Genomic DNA, 23,551 nt, shown 5'->3' on the forward strand with positions numbered 1-23,551 from the left:
ACGTATTTATGGGAGTCTAAGCAAATTTTGCACACTTATACACTCCCTTATATTATAATTAATATATAAATATATTAATAAAAGGAGGATTTTATGCATTTTTCAATTGATCGAAAATATTTTTATGACAAACTATCTATAGTTTCTAGAGCTATTAGTGTTTTTTCTCCATTACCTGCATTATCAGGAATTTGTATTGATTTAAAAGATGAATCTATGATTTTAACAGGTAGTGATTCTAATATATCCATTCGTACTGTTATTGTTCCTGGTGAATTGAATAATTTAGATATTGAAGAAGAAGGATCTATCATTATTGATTCTAAATATCTTCTAGAGATTGTGCGTAAATTAGATTGTAAAAATATCGAAATTGAAGTTATTGATTATTCTTTAGTTCGTATATCTAGTGATAATGGTCAATTTAATTTAAATGGTATTCGTTCTAATGAATATCCAGATATTGATTTTACTCAGCCTAATCATCATTTTGTATTAAAGGCAACTGATTTAAAATCCATTGTTTCGCAAACTGCATTCGCATGTAGTGATAAAGATCAGCGTCCAGTGTTAACGGGTGTAAACTTCAATTCTCAAGGAAATATGTTGTATTGTTCAGGAACGGATTCTTACCGTTTAGCTAGAAAAACAATTGAGTTAGATTCAAGTCAGGATTTCAATATTACAATTCCTAGTAAATCTTTGACAGAAGTTGTTCGTTCTGTTTCAGATGATGATGTGATCGATATTTATGCAGATTCTAAAAAGGCACAGTTTGTATTTGATAAAACTATTATTCAGACTCGTTTGATCGATGGAACTTTTCCAGATGTACAAAGAATTATTCCAACTAGCAGTGCTGCGAAAATGTTAGTTGATTCATATGAGATTGCGGGTACGATTGATCGTACAAACTTTATTCGTAATGACAAAGTACATTTAATTAAGTTGGAATGCTCTACTGCTGAAACACATGTTAAAACTTATTCAAGTGAAATTGGTAACTCGGATGAAGTGTTGACAAAATGTGAATATGAAGGAGAAGAGATTTCATTAACATGTAATGGTACTTATATGTTAGATGCAATTAAGGCTTTGGGATGTGAAAAAGTATTGATTGAATTCTCAGGATTTATGAAGCCAATCAAAGTATCAAATCCGGAAGATGCATCGGTTTTAATGATTTTAGTTCCTATTCGTAGTTATGATTAAGAAAAATGCCGTTTAAATTCATTTTAAACGGTTTCTTTTTATATCGGTATCTCTGTACGCATAGATATTTATGACGTTTTATGATATAATTATAGTGCGGAAAGAGGTATTTTCATGGAATTTGAACTAAAAGATGAGTATATTACATTAGCCCAATTGCTAAAAGCTTGCGATGTTGTCTATAGTGGTGGACAGGCAAAAGAATATTTGGCAAACATGGAAGTATTAGTAAACGGCGAATCTGAAAATCGTCGTGGAAAAAAGATCTACCATGGTGATGTTGTAGAAACTAATGGAATAAGGATTGAAGTGAAATGAATGTTGAAAGATTGACATGTTTTCATTTCCGTAATTATGAAACCATGTCTTTTTCTTTTTCACCAAAATGCATTCATTTTTTATATGGAAAAAATGCACAGGGAAAGACAAATTTAATTGAAGCTATTTATTTCTTAAGTCATTTACGTTCTTTTCGAACGAATCAGTTAGATAGTATGATCATGCATGGCTGCAATGAATTTTGTGTTCAGGCTACGGTGGAATCAAATCATCGAAAAGAAGAACTAAAGGTGATTGTGGATCATCAAAAAAAACATTTATTTCGTTTCCAAAATCCAGTAAAAAAGTATTCAGATTTTATTGGTATTGAAAATGCTATCTTGTTTTGTCCGGATGATTTATCTTTGTTTACTTCTTCTCCTAAAAACAGAAGAAGGTTTATTGATATAGAATTAATGAAGTTGTCTAAAACATATACGGCTACATTATCTTCTTATCAAAAAATGCTAAAGCAGCGAAACCAGGCTTTAAAGCAAGGCAAGATAGATGATTGTTTAGTTCAAATTTATTTGGAGCAAATGATAGATGTTCAAAGCATTATTATGAAGCAAAGAAATGAGTTTATAAATTCTTTGATGATAAAAGCACGGGAATTATATCCTTTTTTTTCAAATAAAAAAGAGAATATTGAGGCAAAATATATGACTTTTATCGATTTGGATGGTGATATGAAAAGTCATATGAAAGAAGCTTATGATAAGGTATTTGATAAAGAAAAAAAATATCATCAAACTTTAATTGGAATTCATAGAGATGACATATTGTTTGAATTAAATGGAAAGCCTGTATGTGAAGTGGCTAGTCAGGGGCAGAAAAGAAGTTTTGTGTTAGCTCTTAAATTGGGATTGGCTCAAATAATTTATGAAAAGAGCGGACAATATCCAATCTTATTATTGGATGATGTATTTAGTGAATTAGATGATTTTAGAAAGCAACAATTAATTGAGAAGCTTCCTAAAAATATGCAGATTTTTATCACAACAACCGAAAAATTAAATATGCAATGGAATCGCGAGGTGCGATTTTATGATATAGAACAAGGGAGAATTAAGGAGGTCTACAAATGAGTCAGGATGAATTAAATAGAGAGATTCTTGAATTTGAAGAATTGGAAACACAAGCGACACAGGTAGATCATTCGTATACTGCGGATGATATTCAGGTGTTAGAAGGGTTAGAAGCGGTTCGTTTGAGACCAGGTATGTATATTGGTTCGACTTCGGTACGTGGTCTTCACCATTTAGTATGGGAAATTGTAGATAATGGTATAGATGAGGCTTTGGCTGGATTTGCGAATCGAATCGATGTAACGATTGAGCCTAACAATATTATTGCGGTACGTGATAATGGTCGTGGTATGCCAGTTGGAATTCATGAAAAGACAGGGATTAGTGCTGTTGAAACAATTATGACTGTTTTGCATGCTGGAGGTAAATTCGGTGGCGGAGCTTACAAAGTTTCTGGTGGTTTACATGGTGTTGGTGCCAGTGTTGTAAATGCATTAAGCGAATGGTTAGAGGTAACTGTTTATCAGGATGGTAAGATCTATTTTATTCGTTTTGAAAATGGTGGACATGCAGTGGAACCTTTAAAGGTTATAGGAACTACAGAAGAAACAGGTACTTTAGTTCGTTTTAAAGCAGATCCTACAATTTTCAAAGACACAACTGTATATGATTATGAAACTCTAAATTCTCGTTTACGTCAGTTGGCGTTTTTAAATAAAGACATTCGTTTAACTTTAACTGATAAGCGAACAGAAGATGGTCAAAGCGACGACTATAAATATGAGGGTGGAATTATTGAATATGTACAATTTTTGAATAAAAATAAAAGTACAATCAGTGATAAAGTCATTTATGTAGAAGGGTTACAGGATGGAATTCTTGCTGAAGTAGCTTTACAGTATAATGATGGATATCAATCTAGTATTTATTCTTTCTGTAATAATATTCATACACATGAAGGTGGATACCACGAGGATGGTTTTAGAATGGCTTTAACTCGTTGTATTAATGCTTATGCGAAAAATAATAATATGATCAAAAAAGATGAGTCTTTATCTCAAGATGATGTTAAAGAAGGATTGGTTGCGATTATTTCTGTTAAGCACCCGGATCCTCAGTATGAAGGACAGACAAAGACTAAATTAGGAAACAGTGAAGTTCGTAAAATTGTTTCTAATATTGCGGGTGAACAAATTAATCGTTTCTTCTTAGAAAATCCAGATGTAGCTAAGGCTATTGTGGAAAAAGCAGAAATCGCCAGCAAGGCTAGAATTGCGGCTAAAAAAGCTCGTGAATTAACTCGTCGTAAATCGGCATTGGATGGAATTAGCTCATTGCCAGGTAAATTAACAGATTGTTCAAGTAAAGACGCAAGTGAATGTGAAATTTATATTGTCGAGGGTGATTCTGCCGGTGGCAGCGCGAAACAAGGTCGTGACGCGAAAACTCAAGCAATTTTACCTTTGCGTGGTAAGATTTTAAATGTTGAAAAAGCTAGAACACATCGAATCTTTGAAAATCAGGAAATTCGTAGTATGATTACGGCTTTTGGATGTGGAATTCAGGAAGATGTAGATGTATCTAAATTACGTTATCACAAGATTGTAATTATGACCGATGCCGATGTTGATGGTAGTCATATTTGTACGTTGATGTTGACATTCTTGTATCGTTTTATGAAGCCTGTTATTGAAGGTGGATATGTTTATATTGCGCAACCACCTTTATATAAAGTTCAAAAAGGTAAGAAAATTGCTTATGCATATAAAGAACAGGAAATGGATCAATTGCGTGAGGAATTTAAAGAAGGCTACAAAGTTCAGCGTTATAAAGGTTTAGGTGAAATGGATGCAGAACAGTTGTGGGAAACAACTATGGATCCTCATCATAGAGTATTAAAGCGTGTCACAATTGATGATGCGATGGAAGCGGACAGTGTTTTTGATATGTTAATGGGAGAGGATGTAGAGCCTCGTCGTGAATATATCCAGGAAAATGCGGTGTACGCTAATTTGGATTACTAATAGGAGGTCCTTATGGAAGAAGAAAATAAGCGATATGACTATGTAGAAGATGTTGAAATATCCAAAGAAATGCGTACAGCCTTTCTTGATTATTCAATGTCTGTTATTGTTTCACGTGCGTTACCAGATGTTCGTGATGGAATGAAGCCTGTTCATCGTCGTATTTTACATGCGATGAATCAATTAGGAATTACTTCGGGTGTTGCACATAAGAAGAGTGCTCGTATTGTTGGTGAAGTTATTGGTAAGTATCACCCTCATGGCGATACAGCTGTATATGATGCAATGGTACGTATGGCCCAAGATTTCTCTTATCGTTATCCATTAGTGGATGGACATGGTAACTTTGGTTCTCTAGATGGAGATGGAGCTGCGGCAATGCGTTATACGGAAGCTCGTATGTCTAAAATATCTATGGAGATGATGCGAGATATTCAAAAGGATACGGTTGATTTTATTCCAAACTATGATGGTGAAGAAAATGAGCCGGTTGTGCTTCCTAGTCGTATTCCAAACTTATTAATCAATGGTGCTGTGGGTATTGCGGTTGGTATGGCAACAAATATTCCACCTCACAACTTATCAGAAACAATTCAAGCCATTTTTGCAGTAATGGATGATCCCGATATTACGGTTCCTCAATTGATGGAAGTCATCAAAGGACCAGACTTCCCTACTGGTGGTATTATTTTAGGTCGTAAGGGTATTCGTCAAGCCTTTGAAACAGGTAGAGGATCAATTATGATTCGTTCGAAGTATCGTGTGGAAGAATTATCGAACGGAAAGAAACAAATCATTTTCTATGAAATTCCTTATCAAGTAAATAAGGCAAACTTAATTACTAAGATGGCTTCTTTAATTCGTGATAAAGCCATTCAGGGTGTTACTTATTTGAATGATGAAAGTAACCGTGAAGGTATACGTATTGTAATGGAATTAAAGAAGGATGCACAGGAAGAAGTTATTTTAAATCAGTTATTTAGATTAACTCCTCTTCAAACTTCATTCGGTATTAATATGCTGGCATTGGAAAATGGTCGTCCTAAACAATTGCCATTAAAAGACATCATTCATGATTATATTGATCACCAGGTTGATGTAGTCGTAAGAAAAACGAAGTTTGAATTAAAGAAAGCACAGGATCGTGCACATATCTTAGAAGGTTTACGTATTGCGATGGATCATATTGATGAAGTTATTCATATGATTCGTAGTTCTAAAAAGGATGAAGCAGGCTTATCTCAAGATTTATGTGATGCATTTGGATTGAGTATGATTCAGGCAAAAGCTATCTTAGCAATGCAGTTAAGAAGATTGTCTGGATTGGAAAGAGATAAGATTGAAAATGAATATCAGCAGTTATTATTAACGATTGAAGATTTGAAAGATATCTTAGCTAATCATGATCGTGTTCTTCAAATCATTCGAGATGATTTATCTGAAATTGATCAGAAATATGGAGATGAAAGAAGAACAGAAATCAGTGATGCTTCTGTTGATATGGAAGATGAAGATTTAATCCCAGTAGAAGATGTAATTATTACATTAACAGAGTCAGGATATATTAAGCGTCAGCTTGTAGATACATATCGTGCTCAGAATCGTGGTGGTCGTGGTATTAAATCATTGACGTTAAATGATGAGGATTCAATCGATACAATGATTTCTATGTCTACACATGACTTCTTGTTATTGTTTACAGATAAAGGTCGTGTATATCGATTAAAAGGATACAATGTTCCAAGTGGATCCAGAACATCTAAGGGTATTCCAATTGTTAATTTAATGACTTTGGAAAAAGGTGAAAAAGTAAATGTTCTTGTAGCAGTTCCTAAGGATGATGAGAGTGAAACATTATTGTTCGTCACAAAGAATGGTATTGTAAAACGTACATCTGTATCTGAATTTGAAAATATTAATCGTAATGGTAAGATTGCGATTAGTTTAAAACAAGATGATGAATTGCGATTTGTAAAATTGACTACAGGAAAAGATGAAGTTATTATTTCTGGATCTAATGGTAAAGCTGTACGTTTTAACGAAGATCAAGTTCGTATCATGGGACGTAGTGCAAGTGGTGTATTAGGATTCAATTGTGATGGCAGTGAAGTTGTAGGTGCTGCATTATCAAGTGAGGGAGATACCGTTCTAGTTGTTTCAGAAAATGGTTATGGTAAACGTAGTAAGTTCGAAGATTATCGTTTGACTTCTCGTGGTAAAAAAGGTGTTAGCACAATTAATATCACAGAAAAGACTGGTAAGCTAATGTGTATGCGTGCTGTTACAGGTAAAGAAGATGCGATGATTGTTGCGAGTGATGGAATCATGATTCGTGTGGCTTTAGAGAATGTAGGAATCTACGGAAGAAACACACAAGGCGTAAGATTGATTAACCTAAATGGCGATGCGAAAGTAACGCGTATGACATTAGTAGATCATGAAGAGCCTGAAGAAGAATCAGAAGAAAATACGGAAGAATAAAGTATATAAGGAGTGAAATTATGATTTTACTCCTTTTTCATATGAAAAATCAGACGAAAACAACCTAAAACCCAGATATAAACATTATGTTGATTGATAATGGATATAAATTATTATCGAAAGAAGTGAGATATGTGGATGAAAAAGATATGGGAATGTTTATCTGTAAGTTAAGAAAAGAAAACAATATGACGCAAATGGAATTAGCTCAACAGCTACATGTCACAGATAAAGCTGTTAGCCGATGGGAACGTGGAATAGGATATCCAGACATTCAATTGTTACCTGCCCTATCTGAATCTTTGCATGTTTCTGTGGCTGAATTGATATCATGTAAAAAGAGTTTGAGTTATTCGAATGAAGGAGTTACAAATATTATTCTTAATTTAGAAAAGATAGAACAGTGGATAAAATTGTCGTAGTATGTATGATATTTGTTTTGGCATGTGTTTATGTTTCTGATTATGGAAGTATTTTAGGTTCTTTATGCAATGGAGCTATCTTTGCGATGTCTGTGATTGGCTTATATTATTTGTATTATGCAAATTTATCTAAAAGAATTTATGCCTTCTTTTCCCTAATAGGGATACTTTTGTTTATGTATTAAGATTTTGGTTTCGGAGAAGATGAATTTGGAAATTTAAAAATGACTGAATTATTTGGATCTTGAATTATATAGGTATGACAAAACAGACTATTGTAAATAGCCTTATTTAGGATGGAGTTCTTATTGAAATGTTACCGGACGACTGTACACGTTATTTGGACGTGTTACTTTTTCGCAGAAAAAGTCTTTCTTGTTCAACTTTTTAGTGTTTATGGGAATGGATTATAAATGGATTTCTTATATTTTAACACTTTATTTTTTTGCGATATTGAATATGATTTGTAGATAAGTTAAATCATATGACAAATCCGATATAATGAAGCTAATTACAAGAATAAGCAGTTGACTTTAGCTTTGTTTTAATGGTATAAATGTGTTGAACACGAAGATAAGGATGAGTAGGTTATTTCATATATTTATAGAGACAGTATGTTTGGTGAAAATACTGATATGAATAATTGAACAGCACCTTAGAGTGATCAAATGAAATTAAGTAGTTTGATCCGGTACATACCGTTATCATGTTAAGAGATCATATATGTATATATATGGTAAAAAGGGTGGCAACGCGAGACATCGTCCCTTTATGGGTGCGGGTGTCTCTTTTTTTATGCAAGGAGGATATCATGCTAGATATGAAATTTGTCCGTGAAAATCCGGACATTGTAAAAGAGAACATCAAGAAAAAGTTCCAAGACTACAAATTGCCTTTAGTAAATGAAGTATTGATGGAGGATAAAGAACTTCGTCAAACACAGCAGCATGCAGATGATTTACGTGCTAATCGTAAAAAGATTTCTAAAGAAATTGGTAAGTTGATGGGCCAAGGTAAAAAAGAAGAAGCTGAAGAAATTAAACAACAAATGGCTGAGATTGCTCATGAGTTAGCAGCCTTGGAAGAAAAAGAAATTAAATTAAGAGAGTCGGTAACTGAAAAAATGATGCAGATTCCAAATATCATTGATGATAGTGTTCCTATTGGAAAAGATGATAGTGAAAACGTTGAATTAGAAAAATTTGGAGAACCTGTTGTTCCTGATTTTGAAATTCCTTATCACACTGAAATCATGGAACGTTTAAGTGGCATTGATTTAGATGCAGCACGTCGTGTAGCTGGAAATGGATTCTACTATTTAATGGGAGATATTGCTCGTCTACATTCAGCAATCTTAAATTACGCTCGTGATTTCATGATTGATAAAAAAGGATTCACTTATGTAATTCCACCATATATGATTCGTAGTTCAGTCGTTGATGGTGTAATGTCATTTGCTGAAATGGAAGGTATGATGTACAAAATTGAGGGTGAAGATTTGTATTTAATTGGTACAAGTGAACACTCTATGATTGGTAAATTCAAAGATACAATTCTTGAAGAAAAAGATTTACCTTACACATATACTTCATACTCACCTTGTTTCCGTAAAGAAAAAGGTGCTCATGGTATTGAAGAACGTGGAGTTTACCGTATTCACCAATTTGAAAAACAAGAAATGATTGTTGTTTGTAAACCAGAAGAAAGTATGGAATGGTTTAAAAAGCTATATATGAATACAGTAGAATTCTTCAGAACATTAGATATTCCAGTACGTACATTGGAATGCTGTTCAGGTGATTTGGCAGATTTAAAATGTAAATCAGTTGATGTTGAAGCGTGGTCTCCACGTCAGAAAAAATATTTCGAAGTTGGAAGCTGTTCTAATTTAACAGATGCTCAGGCACGTCGTTTGAAGATTCGTGTTAAGGGAGAAAATGGCGAGAAGTATTATGCACACACATTGAACAATACTTGTGTTGCTCCACCAAGAATGTTGATTGCATTCTTAGAAAACAACTTACAGGCTGATGGATCAATCTTGATTCCAGAAGTATTACAACCTTACATGGGTGGAAAAAAGAAAATTGGTTAATATGAAAGGCTGTCATTGACAGCTTTTTTCTATTGCGTATTGAAATTGGATTTGGTATAATTACTGAGCTACTACAATGATATCTTGTGAATCAGGTCAGGTCGGGAACGAAGCAGCCTTGAGCAAGCTCCATCATGTGTAGTAGTTTTTTTATATTTTACTTAAATTCATGTATGATTAAATATATAGGAAGAGGATATGAATATGGATGATGTGAAATGGATGAGGGAAGCTATCAAGCAGGCAAAAAAAGCAGAAAGCTATGATGAAGTTCCTATAGGATGTGTTATTGTAAAAGATAATAAAATTATAGCTCGTGGATATAATAAGCGTGAGACATTGCAACAAAGTATTGCTCATGCAGAAATTATGGCTATACAAAAAGCATGTAAAAAACTGGGAACCTGGAGATTGGAAGATTGTAGTCTATATGTTACTCTAGAGCCTTGTCCTATGTGTGCAGGTGCAATCATACAGTCAAGAATCACAAGAGTTGTCTATGGTGCTTCAGATCCTAAAGGTGGGTGCGTAGGAACTTGTACGAATTTATTTGAGGTATCTGAGTTCAATCATCATCCTATTTATACAAATGGTATTTTAGAATCTGAATGTTCAGATTTATTAAAACAATTCTTTAAAAAGAAAAGAGAGAAAAAAAAGCAGAAATCATCGATATGAATGGTTTCTGCTTTTCATATAGTGTCAAATATCGTACATTAATTGGTATAAATTTATGATAAAATAAGATACAGAAGTGAATAAATATTTGTTCAAATATGAATATAGAAAGGAATAATAGTAATGGCATATCAAGCATTATATAGAAAATATAGACCAAGCAATTTCGATGAAGTGGTTGGTCAAACACATATAATCCAAACATTGAAAAATGCGATTGTTCAAAATCGTATTGCACATGCGTATTTATTTTGTGGACCTAGAGGAACTGGAAAAACTTCTATTGCGAAAATCTTTGCGAAGACTTTAAATTGTACGAATAACGAAGATGCTCCATGTGGCATTTGTGAGAATTGTAAGATGGCTGCAAATGGGAGTCACCCTGATATTATTGAAATAGATGCGGCTAGTAACAACGGAGTCGATGAAGTACGAAATCTGATTGATAAAGTGAAGTATGCACCTATGCAAGGTAAATACAAAATCTATATTATTGATGAGGTTCACATGATGACATCCGGAGCGTTTAATGCATTGTTAAAAACAATCGAAGAGCCACCTGCTCATGTAATTTTTATCTTTGCGACAACAGAACCAAATAAAGTATTACCTACAATCATTTCTCGTTGTCAAAGATTTGATTTCAACAAAGTTAGTATTCAAGACATTAAGCATAGACTTTCTATTGTTTGTAAGAATGAAGGTATCGATATTGCTGAAGATGGTTTAACACTTATTGCACAACTGGCGGATGGAGGAATGAGAGATGCATTATCTATATTGGATCAATGTGTTGCATATTGTTCTTCACATATTGATGTGAATGATATTCGTAAAATTTATGGAGTCGTCACATCTGAAGATATTGGAAAATTATTTTATGCGGTATATAAAAAAGATGTAGATACATTTGTAAACGCAATTCAGAAATTTTCTGATATGGGAATGGATATTAAGCGATTAACTGCTGATTTCATTCATATGCTTAAAGATAGTTTAATACTAGATTATTCAGAAAATTCAACATTAGTATCTGATATGAATAAAAATATGATTCAGAAATATTTTAAAACAGCACCTGTAAATTTCAGAATTAAGTGTATGGATGAATTGATGGATACCTACAATAAGTATACTTATGCATCTAATGCATTAGATTATCTAGAAGCGTCTTTATTAAAAATATCAAGTTATTCATATGAAACAAAAGGATATGATTTACAAATGGACAATGAACCTTCTCATGAAAATGTGGAAGATGAAGATTATGAAACATCATATGATGAGACTTCTGATAACTCAGATATTATTGAGAATAAGAACCAGATAGACGATAAAATAGAGGCTTCTGATAAATCTGAAATTTCTGATGTTTCACGTGAAACATTAAAACGATCAGAAAACACAAATAATAAAATCATATTAAATGATGATTTTGTAGTACAGCTACTAGTTGGCGCTACAAAAATGGAAAGAAACATTGATACAAGTAAATTCAATAATTTAGGACAATTCATATCAAGTTTAGAATTTGGAAAATATGCAGCAACATTAAGAAATAGTACTATTATGGCTAGTGGATCAAATTATATTGTGGTTTGTGTTGCAAGTGAAATATTCGCAAAACAAATTAATGAGTTTGAATTAAAGTATGGATATGAAGACTTTATGGAAGTATTACTAGGTAAAGCTAAGAAAGTATTCGCATTGGATAAAGTACAACAAACAAGAGTGTTAGATAGCTTTAAAGAGAAAATGATTAGTGGTAATCTTCCAGAACCATGTCAGATAAATTTAAAGAATAAACATACGGAAGATGAGAATCATATGAGTATTGAAGATCATATGAAAAGTTTGTTTCCAGACATAGAAATAAAAGAAGATTAGAAGGTGAACTATGTATCCTAAAACTTTTGATGATTTAATATATGAATTTCAGAAATTACCAGGTGTAGGAGCAAAAACAGCAGAACGTTATGCTTTTACAGTACTTGGGTGGTCTGAAGAAGAGATATCTGAATTTTCAGATATTTTAAGAGTCTTAAAAAAGAATGTGAAGAAATGTACTCGATGCGGAAACTTAACAGAGGGTGAACTATGTGACTTCTGTAATGATTCAAGTAGAAATCAGAATATCATATGTGTGGTACAAAATCCAAAGGATATATCTACTATTGAGTCGATGCAGGAATATAATGGTGTGTACCATGTATTGGATGGATTAATTAATACACAGAAAGGAATTCTGCCAGATCAATTAAATATTATGTCTTTGGTAGACCGCATTAACAATGATACTGAAGAAGTGATATTAGCATTGGATCCAACAGTAGAAGGAGAAACAACATCACTTTATATATCTAAGCTATTAGAAGGGAAGTGTAGAGTCACTCGTCTGGCACATGGTATACCCGTAGGAAGCCATTTGGACTATACAGACGCAATGACATTGTTAAAAGCATTTGAAGGGCGTAAAAGCTCTTAAATATGCTTAATCGTATGATATATTTATGACATATCATACGATTTTTTTATGTATATATGATTTAAATAAGTAAATTCATATAATGTTTTATAAATCATATGAACGTTGAGAATGAAAAGTATACAGGTAAAATTAATTATGTAAAATTGTTGAATTATAATATGAAAGGGGTATATAAATCATATGAAGTGCATGGAGAAGTAAAATATCTAAATATAAAATCACGCCAATCATATGATTGAAATATGACAAATCCTATTCGATTTAATTAAAATTTAAATCCATGTGATTTTAATAAAGCTAGATATTTAAAATATGATTTCAAATATGATTTTAAAAACATGTGAATTTTAGTTCATATGAAGAAGAAAACAATAATTTTTAAATCATATGAACATAAATTTAGAATCTAAATATTCATATGAAAAGTGTAGCCTATAGGAAAATAAAATGCCTGTTCATGTGAAATAAATATGAACATGTACAATAACTATAAAAGGTGTATAAGTTCAAATAGGATGATTCACGTGAGAAGGGTATGAAAAAAGAAGTATTATGAGAATGTCAGATAAAATATATAGGAATTTCATATATTATTGTAGATTTATTTAAGAAACTATGATAGACTAATCGTGACTCGTTATAACATTATTATGAATTTCATAGGAAGGGGACGTAAATATGCCTGAAGAAGCTTCAGCAATTGATGTTTATTATGATATGGATATTGCTCAGATATGCCAGCATTTTAATAAATCCAGAAATACAGTGGATAAAGCAATCGCAAAACTTGTAAAAGACAACCCAGATAAAGATTGGAAATATAAAAATCCTGCAACTCGAAGAATAACAATTAAAGCTGAAGGGGTAGAAAGGCTATCTACTTATTTTAGAAAAGAAAAACATGAAGTTTCTACAGTAGAAATGGAATTAAGATTTGAAAATGAGAAATTAAAGGCTATTATAGAAGAAAAAGAGAAAGCGCAAGCACAGATCGAGCAATTATATCAAGAAAAATTAAAATTGGAAATTGAAAAAAGTAAACAAACATTTTTGATTGAAGCTCAATCAAAAGATGATAAAATATCTGAATTGGAATCTGAAAATCAGAAACTAAAAGAGATTGAAGAACGTTATAATAAGAATCAGGAAGAAATTGAAAATTATAAGAAAAAAGAAGAAGAATATAACTCTAAATCCTTCTTCTATCGATTAACACATAAATTTTAATCATTCATAGCTCTAGCGATTTTGCTAGGGCAATTTTTTATCCATTTTAAGCCGTATTTTTCTAAGATTGAATTAAAAAAGTGGATTCCATCATGATCTGAAGTGTATTCATATTCAATTTCATAATCTATTTTATGATTGTAAACAGTCTTATCTAAACATAATTCTCCATTTTCAAATTCATATACATTTCTTAAAGTAGTAAAACTTGCTATTGGATTTAAATTTTTAGGAATTTGATATTGATCAAACCAATTTAATATTTCTGGATCGTTAATTTCATTTATATTTTCAGTGTTGATCTCTTTTTCAAATTCATAGTGTGTATATTCATCTTTTCTAATTTTTAATGTGAATATTTTTTTGCCTTGAATTGTTCGGATTCGTACTGCACCATGTTGTTTTTTTACATCTTGATTATCTGTGTCAAAGTATGTGTTTGTCTGTATTATCGGATTATGAAAATCATATGAACGGAGTAATTCGTTATATGCTTTTTCATCAACCAATAATTTCAATTCTCTTTCAATATTATCGTACATTCATATCACCCATAAATATGTTACAATAGATTCAATAAAAGAGGAAGTGATTTGATGCGTTTCAGTTTAGTAGACAGAGGAGACGATAATTCAAAAAGAGTAGCAGAAACTCTAAAGAAAAAATGTATTGCCATTGGATGGGAGTATGATGAAGAAAAATCTGAAATCATCTTTTCTGTTGGTGGAGATGGTACTTTATTAAGAGCAATTCACACATATATAGATAGATTGGATGAAATTCAGTTTGTTGCGATACATACGGGTAATTTAGGTTTTTTTACAGATTATACACAAGATGAAGTGGATCATTTAGTATATGATTTACAGCATAATAAACCCAGAATTGAAGCGTTTAATTTATTGCAAATGGATCTTCCACAAGTTAATGAGACTTTATATGCATTAAACGAAGTTCGTATAGAGAGTTTAGCTAAAACATTGGTTTTAGATATATCAATTGACGATGAATTTTTCGAAAGTTGTCAAGGTTCAGGAATTTGTGTTAGTACACAATCAGGTTCTACAGCAGTGAATCGTGCATTGAAAGGTGCTGTAGTTGATCCGGGATTAAAAGTGCTTCAATTATGTGAAATCATGCCAATATCACATAAGAATCACCATTCCCTAAAAAATCCATATATTATGAATGATACAAGAAAAATTGGTGTTCGAGGAGATACTTTGGCATATGCACATGTATGTTACGATCATTTAGAAAGAGATTTAGCATCTATTTCTGAAATCATCATTCATTCGAGCGAAAAAAAAGTACGATTTGCAAGATACCGTACTTATTCTTACTTAACAAGATTAAAAAATCTATATTAACTTCTAGAACGATTCAATCGAATCGTTCTTTTTGATGCGGGAGAAATGTTTAAAATAATAGCAAATGATATAAAATATGAAAGAATACTACTTCCTCCATAGGATATAAGTGGAAGGGTAATACCGGTGATTGGTAACAATCCAACAATCATTCCTGTGTTTTGAAGTTGTTGATATAATAGCATAGCAATGATACCAATAACGACAAATCGATCTTTTCGGCTTTTTGTAGCATAAGCGATTTTACATAAATAAATATCTAACAGCAGACAAAGTAATAGAATAAATGTTGTTCCGATAAAGCCAAAACATTGGCCGAATGCTGCAAAAATGAAGTCGGTATGTGCTTCTGGAATTGAAATGATATTTGCTTGTAAACCATATCCGGTAAGCCCTGCACTACCTAATGATAATAAAGCGGTATAAAGCTGGTTAGAACTACCGCGAATGTTACTTTCTGGCTCTAGCCATGCATCAATTCTTTGGAGTTTATAAGAAGAAATAAATGAAGAAAGAATTTCCGGATGTTCAAAATATAAGAATAAGAATGTGCATACTACAATAACTACGAAAGCAAAGATTCCAATGATATATTCCTTACGAATTCCACTACAACATAATAAAACGAAAATGTTGAAGGTAATGATGATACACACGCCAGTATCAGGTTGCATCATAATCAAGAATAATGGTGGAAATAATACTTTAATAATTTTCCATAGTAATAATAAATCGTCTTTATGAGATGGGTTTGGATGTTCGTTTTGATGGTCAACGATGATTTGAGAAACCAATATGATAAGTACGATTTTTATAAATTCACTCGGTTGAAAACTACCAATCAAAGGCAATTGAAACCATGAAATGGCACCATTTACTTCGTTTGCGAAAGGCAATGAAAAACCAATGATGTTAAATAATAAGCGAGAAAAGAACAAATAAATTAGACAAAGCATCAATATCTTGTATGCTACATTCATATAAGAATATATTTTTTTATTCTGAACGTTTGAAAGGATAAACATAGTTATGAATCCAACAACAAACCAGAATAATTGTCGTAATAAATAAGAATTTCCACTTCCAGATTTTATCAAGTTAAATGAATTGTATAACGCAAAACAACTGGTCATACCAAAAAGGATTAATATAAGAATCAAACCAATGTCAAACTGGATAGATTTATTTTTCCATTGAATTGTTTGTTTCATCAGAAAACCTCCTTATTCAATAATCTTAATTATAACATATTTATTGTGTTTTTTTGGTATAATAGTCCTGTTAGGAAGATGATTTATGGCAGAAAAAAAATATACACCAATGATGCAACATTATTTACAAATGAAAGAAGAAAATCCGGATGCGATTCTATTTTATCGTTTAGGTGATTTTTATGAAATGTTTTTTGAAGATGCAAAATTGGTTTCGCAAGAATTAGATTTGGTATTAACAGGAAGAAGTGCAGGCGTAGAAGAAAAGGTTCCTATGTGTGGAGTGCCTTTTCATGCGGCCAATTCATATATTCAAAGACTTGTAAAAAAAGGGTATAAAGTTGCGATTTGTGAACAACTAGAAGATCCATCTACCGCAAAAGGATTAGTAGATCGAGGAATTATTAAAATAATTACACCAGGAACTTATATGGATGCAACAATGGATGCCAAGTCAACAAACTATATGGCATCTTGCGATGTTTCGAGTTTTGAAATCACAGTCATCTATTGCGAATTAAGCACGGGTGAGTTGAAGTATCAAACATTACAGAGATCTTTAGTGGCACTGCAAAAGGCATTGTTAGAACAAAATGTAAGTGAACTTGTTTGCCCAATGACAATGGATAAAAAATGGATGGCTGCTCTAGAAGAAATGGATACAATGCTCATTTCAAAACATAAAAAGGCAAATATTGATTCTGAGGATTTACCTCTATTAAATGGAATTGAATCAGAGTCATTAAAAGAGGCATTCGCATTGTTGATGGCTTATTTAAAAGACACACAAAAACAACATATCGATCATTTTTTACCAATAGAATCTATGGATAAAGATAAAGTATTGGTGATGGATTATGAGACTAAGAATCATTTAGAGCTTGTTTATAGTCAATCAACAAATGCAAAAGCGGAAAGTTTATGGTCTTTTATGGATAAATGCCAAAGTGCGATGGGATCTCGAATGTTAAAGAGATGGATTGAATATCCCTTAATTGATGTTGAAAAAATTGCGAAAAGGCAAGAAGCGGTAAAAGATTTAAAAGAAAACTTTATGTTAAGAGAGAATCTGAAAGAACATTTAGTTTACGTTTATGATATGGAACGTTTAGCCAGTCGTATGGCTTATGGAAATGCGAGTCCTAGAGATGTGTTACAGCTTGTAGCTACATTAGAACATGCCAAACCAATATTAGATTTAGCTTCTTCATTAAATTCATATCCAGAATTTTTGAGTGTGCCATCATGCCAAGACTTATATAATGAAATAAAAAATGCAATTGTTGAAAATCCACCATTAACATTAAAAGAAGGTGGCGTCTTTAATGATGGCTATAACCAAGAATTGGATGAAGTAAGAGAGATTGCGAAGAAGGGCAAAGATTTTATTTTAGAACTTGAAGCTAAGGAACGCGAAAGAACGGGAGTAAAGTCTTTAAAAATTGGATATAATCGTATTTTTGGATATTTCATTGAAGTTCGAAATGGTAACTTAGGAAATATCAAAGAGGAATTTGGGTATCATACAAAGCAAACATTGACGAATGCGACTCGATTTATTACGCAGGAATTAAAGGAAAAAGAAGATCAAATATTGCATGCACAAGAAACGAAGGTAAAATTAGAACAGACTTTATTTACGAATTTATTGTTAAGAATCAAAAGGGATTTGTTTGATTTACATGCATGTGCACAAGCGTTGGCAACAATTGATGTACTTGTTTCTTTAGCTATTTTGGCAAGTGAAAAAGGATATGTATGCCCGACCTTCCATCCGAATTATGAAGTAAATGTGGTAGAAGGAAAACACCCTATTTTGGATGACCGTATGAAGAAAAAAAGATATGTTTCTAATGATTGGAAAATGTCAAAAGATGAGCATATCCAATTAATTACGGGGCCAAATATGGGTGGTAAATCAACGTATATGCGTCAAAATGCATTGTTAGTGGTCATGGCACAAATGGGAAGCTTTGTTCCTGCTAAAAAAGCTGAATTACCAATCTTTGACCGAATATTTACTAGAATAGGTGCATCCGATGATATTTTGACAGGAAAAAGTACTTTCATGGTTGAAATGATGGAAGCTAATGTTGCCTTACGCTACGCCACAAAGCATTCTTTGATTCTGTTTGATGAAATTGGACGTGGAACCGCAACATATGATGGTATGGCATTGGCACAAGCGATGCTTGAATATATTGATGAAGCTATTGGTGCAAAAACACTTTTCTCGACTCACTATCATGAATTAACGGATTTAGAAGCAGAACATAAATCAATGCGTAATGTTCATGTTGATGTAAGAGAAGAAAAAAATGAAATTGAATTCAGATATCGTGTTGTCGATGGTAAAGCAGATAAATCATACGGAATTAATGTTGCTAAATTAGCTCATTTGCCTAAAGTTGTTTTAGATCGAGCAGCGCAACTTTTATCAAATTATGAAAATCAAGAAACAAATCAAAGTTATCAACCAAGCTTATTTGTCATGGATCAAGTTCAACCAGAAAAATCGATGCTCTTACAACGATTACAGGAATTGGATATTGATTCGATGTCTCCAAGAGAAGCTTTAGATTGTTTATATGAGTTAAAGAAACTTAGTGAAAAAATCGATTCATAATATGAAATTCATATGAATGGAGGTGTGAAAATGGCTAAAATACATGTTTTAAGTGAACATTTAACAAATATGATTGCAGCAGGAGAAGTTGTTGAACGTCCTGCGGGAATTGTAAAAGAATGCGTGGAAAATAGTATTGATGCTGGTTCAACAGTGATTGAAGTGGAAGTATATCAAGGTGGTATAGAGCGAATCGTTATAACAGATGATGGATGCGGAATGGATCATGAAGACGCCCACTTAGCCTTTATGCGCCATGCCACAAGTAAAATGCATTCAGAAGAAGAATTGTTCAATATTCAAACGATGGGGTTTCGAGGAGAAGCTTTGCCAAGTATTGCTTCAGTAGCACAAGTTGAGCTACAAACAAGCGATGGAAACGAAGGAACCTTATTAAGATATAACTATGGAAGCTTAGATGTCGATGAAAAATGCAATTGTCCTAGAGGAACTAAATTAGATGTATCTGGATTATTCGTGAAAACACCGGCTAGATTTAAGCATTTAAAAAGTACATCCTATGAATTTTCAGTTATTGCCGATTTAATGAATAAAATGGCTTTATCACATCCAAATATACGATTTACACTTTCGCATGATGGAAGAGTTGTATTTCAAACAAGTGGAAATGGGAATATACAAGAGATTCTTTACCAAATGTATGGAAAAGAAGTGGCACAGAATGCAATTCCTTTTGAAGGAAGTAATGATGATTTTCATATTCATGGATATGCAATTCAACCAAAAATCAATCGTGCTACAAAATATTTTATGTTTTTGACTTTAAATACACGACTTATTCGAAGTGTAGCTATTCAAAAAGCAATTTTAGATGCATATAGTGACTATATGCCACCAAATCGTTTTCCAATTGTTGTTTTACAAATGGATTCAGATACGCAATTGGTGGATGTAAACGTACATCCGAATAAATGGGAAGTACGTTTATCTAAACAAGGAGAAATGTTGGATTTAATCAAAACTACGATTCAAAATGCATTAAACGCCTCTTTAAAAACGGTTTCTGTAAGTAAGCCGGAAAAGAGGAGTGTGGTTTTTGAGCAGCCTGAAATTCAATATTCATATCCGGTGAAGCAACAAAAAGAGAATAAAGTAATTGAACAAAGCTTTAAAAATTATAAACCTATAAGAGAAATTGATACAAAACCGATTACTGTGGAAAAAAAAGTATATGAAGATAAAAGAGTTTCTGAAATAAAAATACAGGAAGAGCCGATTTCATATCCAATTCCTAAGGAAGATAAGAATGATAAAGGACCAGAATTCTTTTTACATTTACAGGTTTTAGCTCAATTACACGATTCATATATCCTGTGCAGTAATGAAGACGGACTTGTGATTGTTGATCAGCATGCTGCCCAAGAAAGATATCATTATGAACAATTAAATGAAAAACTATTGGTGCAATGCACAAATAAACAGCCATTAATGGTGCCAATTCAATTAGATGTATCAAGTAATGTATTGGCACAATATATGACAATCAATGAAAAAACAGCGTTTTTTGGGATTGAATTTGAACCCTTTGGAACCGATCAATTGATTTTAAGAGAAATTCCACTTTGGTTTCATGATGTAGATCAAAAACAATTTTTACAAGATTTACTTGATTATTTTGTGGAAAATCAAGATGTTGATATGGCAAAACTCAGAAAGCATATGATTGCGACTATGGCGTGCCATAGTTCGATTCGATTCAATCGTCCATTATCGATGCAGGAGATGAAGCAGGTCATTCTCGATTTACAAAAGTGTAAACAGCCATATCATTGTCCGCACGGAAGACCAACTGTTATTGTGATGAGTGATAGTGAATTAAGAAAGGAATTTGAACGTGGATAAACAAAAAATATTAGCGATTGTAGGACCAACAGGAATTGGTAAAACAAGTCTATCTGTATGGCTGGCAAAGCGATTTAATGGGGAAATCATTTCTTGTGACAGTATGCAGGTATATAAAAAAATGGATATTGGAACTGCAAAAGTTACCAAAGAAGAAATGGAAGGTATACATCATGAGCTTATTGATGTTCAAGATTATGATGAAGCTTATAATGTAAAAGTGTTTCAAGAAAAATGTCGCAAGGCAATAGATGATGTAGTAAAAAGACAAAAGTTTCCTATTTTATGTGGTGGAACAGGGCTTTATTTAAAGGCTGCTTTATATGATTATGAATTTCAAGAAGAAAAAGAAGATGAAGCTTTTAAAAGTTATTTAGATTCAAAAAGCAATGAAGAACTTGTTAAGATGTTGGAAGAACAAGATAGAAAAGCTTTGGAAAAGATTCATCCCAATAATCGTAAACGGCTGATACGAGCTCTTCAGATTTGCCATAGTGGTACATCAAAATCAGAACAAGAAGACAAGCAGCAGCACATTCCATTATATGATGTTTATTTCTTAGGACTGGATGTGGATCGTAATATTTTACATGATCGAATCAATAAAAGAGTGGATATCATGTTTGAAAATGGTTTGGTTAAAGAAGTAGAAGAATTATTTTCTAATCCACAAACATGGGAATATACAAGCTTTCAAGGAATAGGATATAAAGAGTTTAAAGATTATTTTTTAGGTGAAAAGAATTTAGATGAAGTAAAGACAGCTATCAAGACACATTCAAGGCAATATGCGAAAAGACAATATACATGGTTCAAAAATCAAATGCCAGTACATTGGTTTGAAGCACAGGATAGAGATGAAATATATGATGCAGTAAAGGAATGGTTAAGTCATGCAGACAAATGAGAGAAGTGAACTATTGTTAGGAAAAGAAGCTTTAGAAACACTTAAGGAAAAGACTGTTCTAGTTGTTGGAGTTGGTGGTGTTGGCTCATTTTGTGTTGAGGCACTCGCAAGAACGGGTATAGGACATTTAATTCTAATTGATAAGGATTGTGTGGAGCCAAGCAATATAAATCGACAATTAGTCGCAACCTTAGATACGGTAAATAGAATCAAGGTAGACGTATTAAAGGAAAGAATCGCTAAGTTAAATCCTAATTGTATTGTGGATACATATGCATTTTTTTACGATCAGACAAAGGATGAAGAGATTTTTTCACAACCTATCGATTTTGTCGTAGATTGCATTGACTCTATAAAAAGTAAGAAAGATTTAATGCAGGCATGTATTGACCGAAATATTCCGTTTTTATCAAGTATGGGGATGGCTAGACGAAAAGATCCTACTAAATTGATTGTTACAGAAATTGAAAAAACAAGTTACGATCCAATGGCAAAACAAATTCGTCAATGGAAAAGAAAAAATCGTATCCGAAATAAAATATGGGTTGTTGCATCGACAGAAATTCCAACACCGGTAGAATCAGGTCAACCATTGCCAAGTGCAATATTTGTACCAGCGAGTGCGGGGTTACTTCTTGCGAGTGAGTGTATACATAGATTAATTGAAGTATAAAGAGGAAAAAGCATATGAAGGATGTATTTATTGTAAATCCCAAATCTGGAAAGAATAACCAGTATGAATTAATAAAAGAAATTAAAGAGCATTTTCAAGGTAAACGAATTATCATTGAAAAAACAAAAGGTCCTGAACATGCAACTTTTATTGCGAAAAAATATGCTTTATCGAATGAACCTGTACATTTATATGTATGCGGAGGAGATGGAACATTACATGAAGTAATCAATGGGTGTGCGCAAAAGGAAAATGTGATTATTTCAGTAATTCCAATTGGTACAGGGAATGATTTTGTCAAATACTTTGAAAACATCAAAAAAGAAGATTTTTTAAATTTGGCAAACTATTCAAATCCAGAATATATGGACTGTGATTTAATACGTGTAAATGGAGAATACTCAATAAATACTGTCTCTTTTGGTTTTGATGTTGAAGTCGCAAGACAAGTAAATGAATTAAAGAAAAAAATGCCCACAGAAGGTATTATTCCATATGCCTTATCGGCCTTGGTAAGCTTAAGAAAACCAATATGTAAAGAATACAAAGTCCAGATTGATACAGAAAAATTAGCAAAAGATAATTATGGATTCTTGGTATTTGCGAACGGAAAATACTATGGAGGAGGATTTAAACCTTGTCCAGAAGCCAATATTGCCGATGGTTGGATGGACGTGTGTCTGATTTCAAATGTAAAAAGGCATCAGATTGTAAAATTAGCTAAAAAGTATCAAGAAGGAACACATACACAATATAAAAATTTAGTCTCTATGTACCAAGCTAAAACGGTTCATATAGATACAGAAAATGAAATTATTTATGCGAATTTGGATGGTGAAGTAAAAGAATTTAAAAATCCTACAATTGAAATTGTAGAAAAAGCAATTCGTCTCGCTCTTCCTAGAATTTCGTGAGTATGATACAATAG

19 protein-coding genes, 1 other RNA gene and 1 other annotated feature are annotated in these 23,551 nt (G+C 32.5%); of the genes, 18 read left to right on the plus strand and 2 right to left on the minus strand.

Annotated features, from left to right (window positions below; translation table 11 throughout):
- Nucleotides 1-93 precede the first annotated feature (93 nt).
- From dnaN to DWY01_RS04920, 12 genes are all read left to right on the plus strand, one after another.
- A complete protein-coding gene (dnaN, locus tag DWY01_RS04860; protein WP_117994024.1) occupies nucleotides 94-1,212 on the plus strand; it encodes a DNA polymerase III subunit beta in 1,119 nt (372 codons plus the stop codon).
- A 114-nt stretch (nucleotides 1,213-1,326) separates the two neighbouring features.
- Complete coding sequence (yaaA, locus tag DWY01_RS04865; protein ID WP_117994027.1) at nucleotides 1,327-1,530, plus strand: S4 domain-containing protein YaaA; 204 nt, start codon at nucleotides 1,327-1,329, stop codon at nucleotides 1,528-1,530.
- A complete protein-coding gene (recF, locus tag DWY01_RS04870) occupies nucleotides 1,527-2,618 on the plus strand; it encodes a DNA replication/repair protein RecF (RefSeq protein ID WP_117994030.1) in 1,092 nt (363 codons plus the stop codon). Before yaaA ends, recF begins: the two co-directional genes overlap by 4 nt.
- Complete coding sequence (gene gyrB / locus DWY01_RS04875; protein WP_117994034.1) at nucleotides 2,615-4,582, plus strand: DNA topoisomerase (ATP-hydrolyzing) subunit B; 1,968 nt, start codon at nucleotides 2,615-2,617, stop codon at nucleotides 4,580-4,582. Before recF ends, gyrB begins: the two co-directional genes overlap by 4 nt.
- Before the next feature lie 12 nt (nucleotides 4,583-4,594).
- Nucleotides 4,595-7,063, plus strand: coding sequence for a DNA gyrase subunit A (gene gyrA, locus DWY01_RS04880; protein WP_117994037.1), 2,469 nt, complete (start codon nucleotides 4,595-4,597; stop codon nucleotides 7,061-7,063).
- 86 nt (nucleotides 7,064-7,149) lie between these two features.
- Nucleotides 7,150-7,485, plus strand: a complete 336-nt coding sequence (locus tag DWY01_RS04885) for a helix-turn-helix domain-containing protein (RefSeq protein ID WP_117994041.1) — start codon at nucleotides 7,150-7,152, stop codon at nucleotides 7,483-7,485.
- Between the two features lie 561 nt (nucleotides 7,486-8,046).
- Nucleotides 8,047-8,257 (plus strand) — a binding site (T-box leader).
- A gap of 39 nt (nucleotides 8,258-8,296) precedes the next feature.
- A complete protein-coding gene (gene serS / locus DWY01_RS04895; RefSeq protein ID WP_117994048.1) occupies nucleotides 8,297-9,580 on the plus strand; it encodes a serine--tRNA ligase in 1,284 nt (427 codons plus the stop codon).
- 60 nt (nucleotides 9,581-9,640) lie between these two features.
- Nucleotides 9,641-9,738: signal recognition particle sRNA small type (gene ffs / locus DWY01_RS04900), an RNA gene on the plus strand.
- Between the two features lie 40 nt (nucleotides 9,739-9,778).
- Nucleotides 9,779-10,258: a tRNA adenosine(34) deaminase TadA gene (tadA, locus tag DWY01_RS04905; protein ID WP_243001961.1), complete on the plus strand. Its 480-nt coding sequence runs from the start codon at nucleotides 9,779-9,781 to the stop codon at nucleotides 10,256-10,258.
- Between the two features lie 123 nt (nucleotides 10,259-10,381).
- Nucleotides 10,382-12,145 (plus strand): DNA polymerase III subunit gamma/tau, encoded by a 1,764-nt coding sequence (gene dnaX / locus DWY01_RS04910; protein ID WP_117994056.1) that lies wholly within the window; start codon nucleotides 10,382-10,384, stop codon nucleotides 12,143-12,145.
- A 10-nt stretch (nucleotides 12,146-12,155) separates the two neighbouring features.
- Complete coding sequence (gene recR, locus DWY01_RS04915; protein WP_117994060.1) at nucleotides 12,156-12,743, plus strand: recombination mediator RecR; 588 nt, start codon at nucleotides 12,156-12,158, stop codon at nucleotides 12,741-12,743.
- A gap of 681 nt (nucleotides 12,744-13,424) precedes the next feature.
- A complete protein-coding gene (locus DWY01_RS04920; protein WP_117994064.1) occupies nucleotides 13,425-13,973 on the plus strand; it encodes a hypothetical protein in 549 nt (182 codons plus the stop codon).
- On the opposite strand, the gene DWY01_RS04925 is transcribed toward DWY01_RS04920, so the two are convergent.
- On the minus strand, nucleotides 13,970-14,515 hold the full coding sequence (locus DWY01_RS04925) for a CYTH domain-containing protein (RefSeq protein WP_117994069.1): 546 nt from the start codon (nucleotides 14,513-14,515) through the stop codon (nucleotides 13,970-13,972). The two genes, DWY01_RS04920 and DWY01_RS04925, sit on opposite strands and share 4 nt — an antisense overlap.
- 54 nt (nucleotides 14,516-14,569) lie before the next feature.
- Between DWY01_RS04925 and DWY01_RS04930 the strand changes: the two genes are divergently transcribed.
- Complete coding sequence (locus DWY01_RS04930) at nucleotides 14,570-15,343, plus strand: NAD kinase (protein WP_117994072.1); 774 nt, start codon at nucleotides 14,570-14,572, stop codon at nucleotides 15,341-15,343.
- Here the strand turns inward: DWY01_RS04930 and DWY01_RS04935 are convergent.
- Complete coding sequence (locus DWY01_RS04935; RefSeq protein ID WP_117994077.1) at nucleotides 15,340-16,554, minus strand: FtsW/RodA/SpoVE family cell cycle protein; 1,215 nt, start codon at nucleotides 16,552-16,554, stop codon at nucleotides 15,340-15,342. The genes DWY01_RS04930 and DWY01_RS04935 overlap by 4 nt on opposite strands.
- 85 nt (nucleotides 16,555-16,639) lie before the next feature.
- Between DWY01_RS04935 and mutS the strand changes: the two genes are divergently transcribed.
- The 5 genes from mutS to DWY01_RS04960 are packed head-to-tail and all read left to right on the plus strand — an operon-like array spanning nucleotide 16,640 to nucleotide 23,537.
- On the plus strand, nucleotides 16,640-19,180 hold the full coding sequence (gene mutS / locus DWY01_RS04940; protein ID WP_117994081.1) for a DNA mismatch repair protein MutS: 2,541 nt from the start codon (nucleotides 16,640-16,642) through the stop codon (nucleotides 19,178-19,180).
- A gap of 30 nt (nucleotides 19,181-19,210) precedes the next feature.
- The gene (mutL, locus tag DWY01_RS04945; RefSeq protein WP_117994085.1) at nucleotides 19,211-21,043 is read left to right on the plus strand and encodes a DNA mismatch repair endonuclease MutL; all 1,833 of its coding nucleotides are present in this window, start codon (nucleotides 19,211-19,213) and stop codon (nucleotides 21,041-21,043) included.
- Nucleotides 21,036-21,950: a tRNA (adenosine(37)-N6)-dimethylallyltransferase MiaA gene (miaA, locus tag DWY01_RS04950; protein ID WP_117994089.1), complete on the plus strand. Its 915-nt coding sequence runs from the start codon at nucleotides 21,036-21,038 to the stop codon at nucleotides 21,948-21,950. Before mutL ends, miaA begins: the two co-directional genes overlap by 8 nt.
- Complete coding sequence (locus tag DWY01_RS04955) at nucleotides 21,937-22,623, plus strand: ThiF family adenylyltransferase (protein WP_117994093.1); 687 nt, start codon at nucleotides 21,937-21,939, stop codon at nucleotides 22,621-22,623. The genes miaA and DWY01_RS04955 overlap by 14 nt, the downstream gene beginning before the upstream one ends.
- Before the next feature lie 14 nt (nucleotides 22,624-22,637).
- Complete coding sequence (locus tag DWY01_RS04960) at nucleotides 22,638-23,537, plus strand: diacylglycerol kinase family protein (RefSeq protein ID WP_117994097.1); 900 nt, start codon at nucleotides 22,638-22,640, stop codon at nucleotides 23,535-23,537.
- Nucleotides 23,538-23,551 lie beyond the last annotated feature (14 nt).

The sequence above is a fragment of the Eubacterium sp. AF22-8LB genome (assembly GCF_003458715.1).
Classification (GTDB): domain Bacteria; phylum Bacillota_I; class Bacilli_A; order Erysipelotrichales; family Erysipelotrichaceae; genus Holdemanella.

Coding starts and splice junctions, on each gene's coding strand:
- dnaN (WP_117994024.1), top strand. CDS start 94: ATGCATTTTTCAATTGATCGAAAATATTTTTATGACAAACTATCTATA.
- yaaA (WP_117994027.1), top strand. CDS start 1,327: ATGGAATTTGAACTAAAAGATGAGTATATTACATTAGCCCAATTGCTA.
- recF (WP_117994030.1), top strand. CDS start 1,527: ATGAATGTTGAAAGATTGACATGTTTTCATTTCCGTAATTATGAAACC.
- gyrB (WP_117994034.1), top strand. CDS start 2,615: ATGAGTCAGGATGAATTAAATAGAGAGATTCTTGAATTTGAAGAATTG.
- gyrA (WP_117994037.1), top strand. CDS start 4,595: ATGGAAGAAGAAAATAAGCGATATGACTATGTAGAAGATGTTGAAATA.
- DWY01_RS04885 (WP_117994041.1), top strand. CDS start 7,150: ATGTTGATTGATAATGGATATAAATTATTATCGAAAGAAGTGAGATAT.
- serS (WP_117994048.1), top strand. CDS start 8,297: ATGCTAGATATGAAATTTGTCCGTGAAAATCCGGACATTGTAAAAGAG.
- tadA (WP_243001961.1), top strand. CDS start 9,779: ATGAATATGGATGATGTGAAATGGATGAGGGAAGCTATCAAGCAGGCA.
- dnaX (WP_117994056.1), top strand. CDS start 10,382: ATGGCATATCAAGCATTATATAGAAAATATAGACCAAGCAATTTCGAT.
- recR (WP_117994060.1), top strand. CDS start 12,156: ATGTATCCTAAAACTTTTGATGATTTAATATATGAATTTCAGAAATTA.
- DWY01_RS04920 (WP_117994064.1), top strand. CDS start 13,425: ATGCCTGAAGAAGCTTCAGCAATTGATGTTTATTATGATATGGATATT.
- DWY01_RS04925 (WP_117994069.1), bottom strand. CDS start 14,515: ATGTACGATAATATTGAAAGAGAATTGAAATTATTGGTTGATGAAAAA.
- DWY01_RS04930 (WP_117994072.1), top strand. CDS start 14,570: ATGCGTTTCAGTTTAGTAGACAGAGGAGACGATAATTCAAAAAGAGTA.
- DWY01_RS04935 (WP_117994077.1), bottom strand. CDS start 16,554: ATGAAACAAACAATTCAATGGAAAAATAAATCTATCCAGTTTGACATT.
- mutS (WP_117994081.1), top strand. CDS start 16,640: ATGGCAGAAAAAAAATATACACCAATGATGCAACATTATTTACAAATG.
- mutL (WP_117994085.1), top strand. CDS start 19,211: ATGGCTAAAATACATGTTTTAAGTGAACATTTAACAAATATGATTGCA.
- DWY01_RS04955 (WP_117994093.1), top strand. CDS start 21,937: ATGCAGACAAATGAGAGAAGTGAACTATTGTTAGGAAAAGAAGCTTTA.
- DWY01_RS04960 (WP_117994097.1), top strand. CDS start 22,638: ATGAAGGATGTATTTATTGTAAATCCCAAATCTGGAAAGAATAACCAG.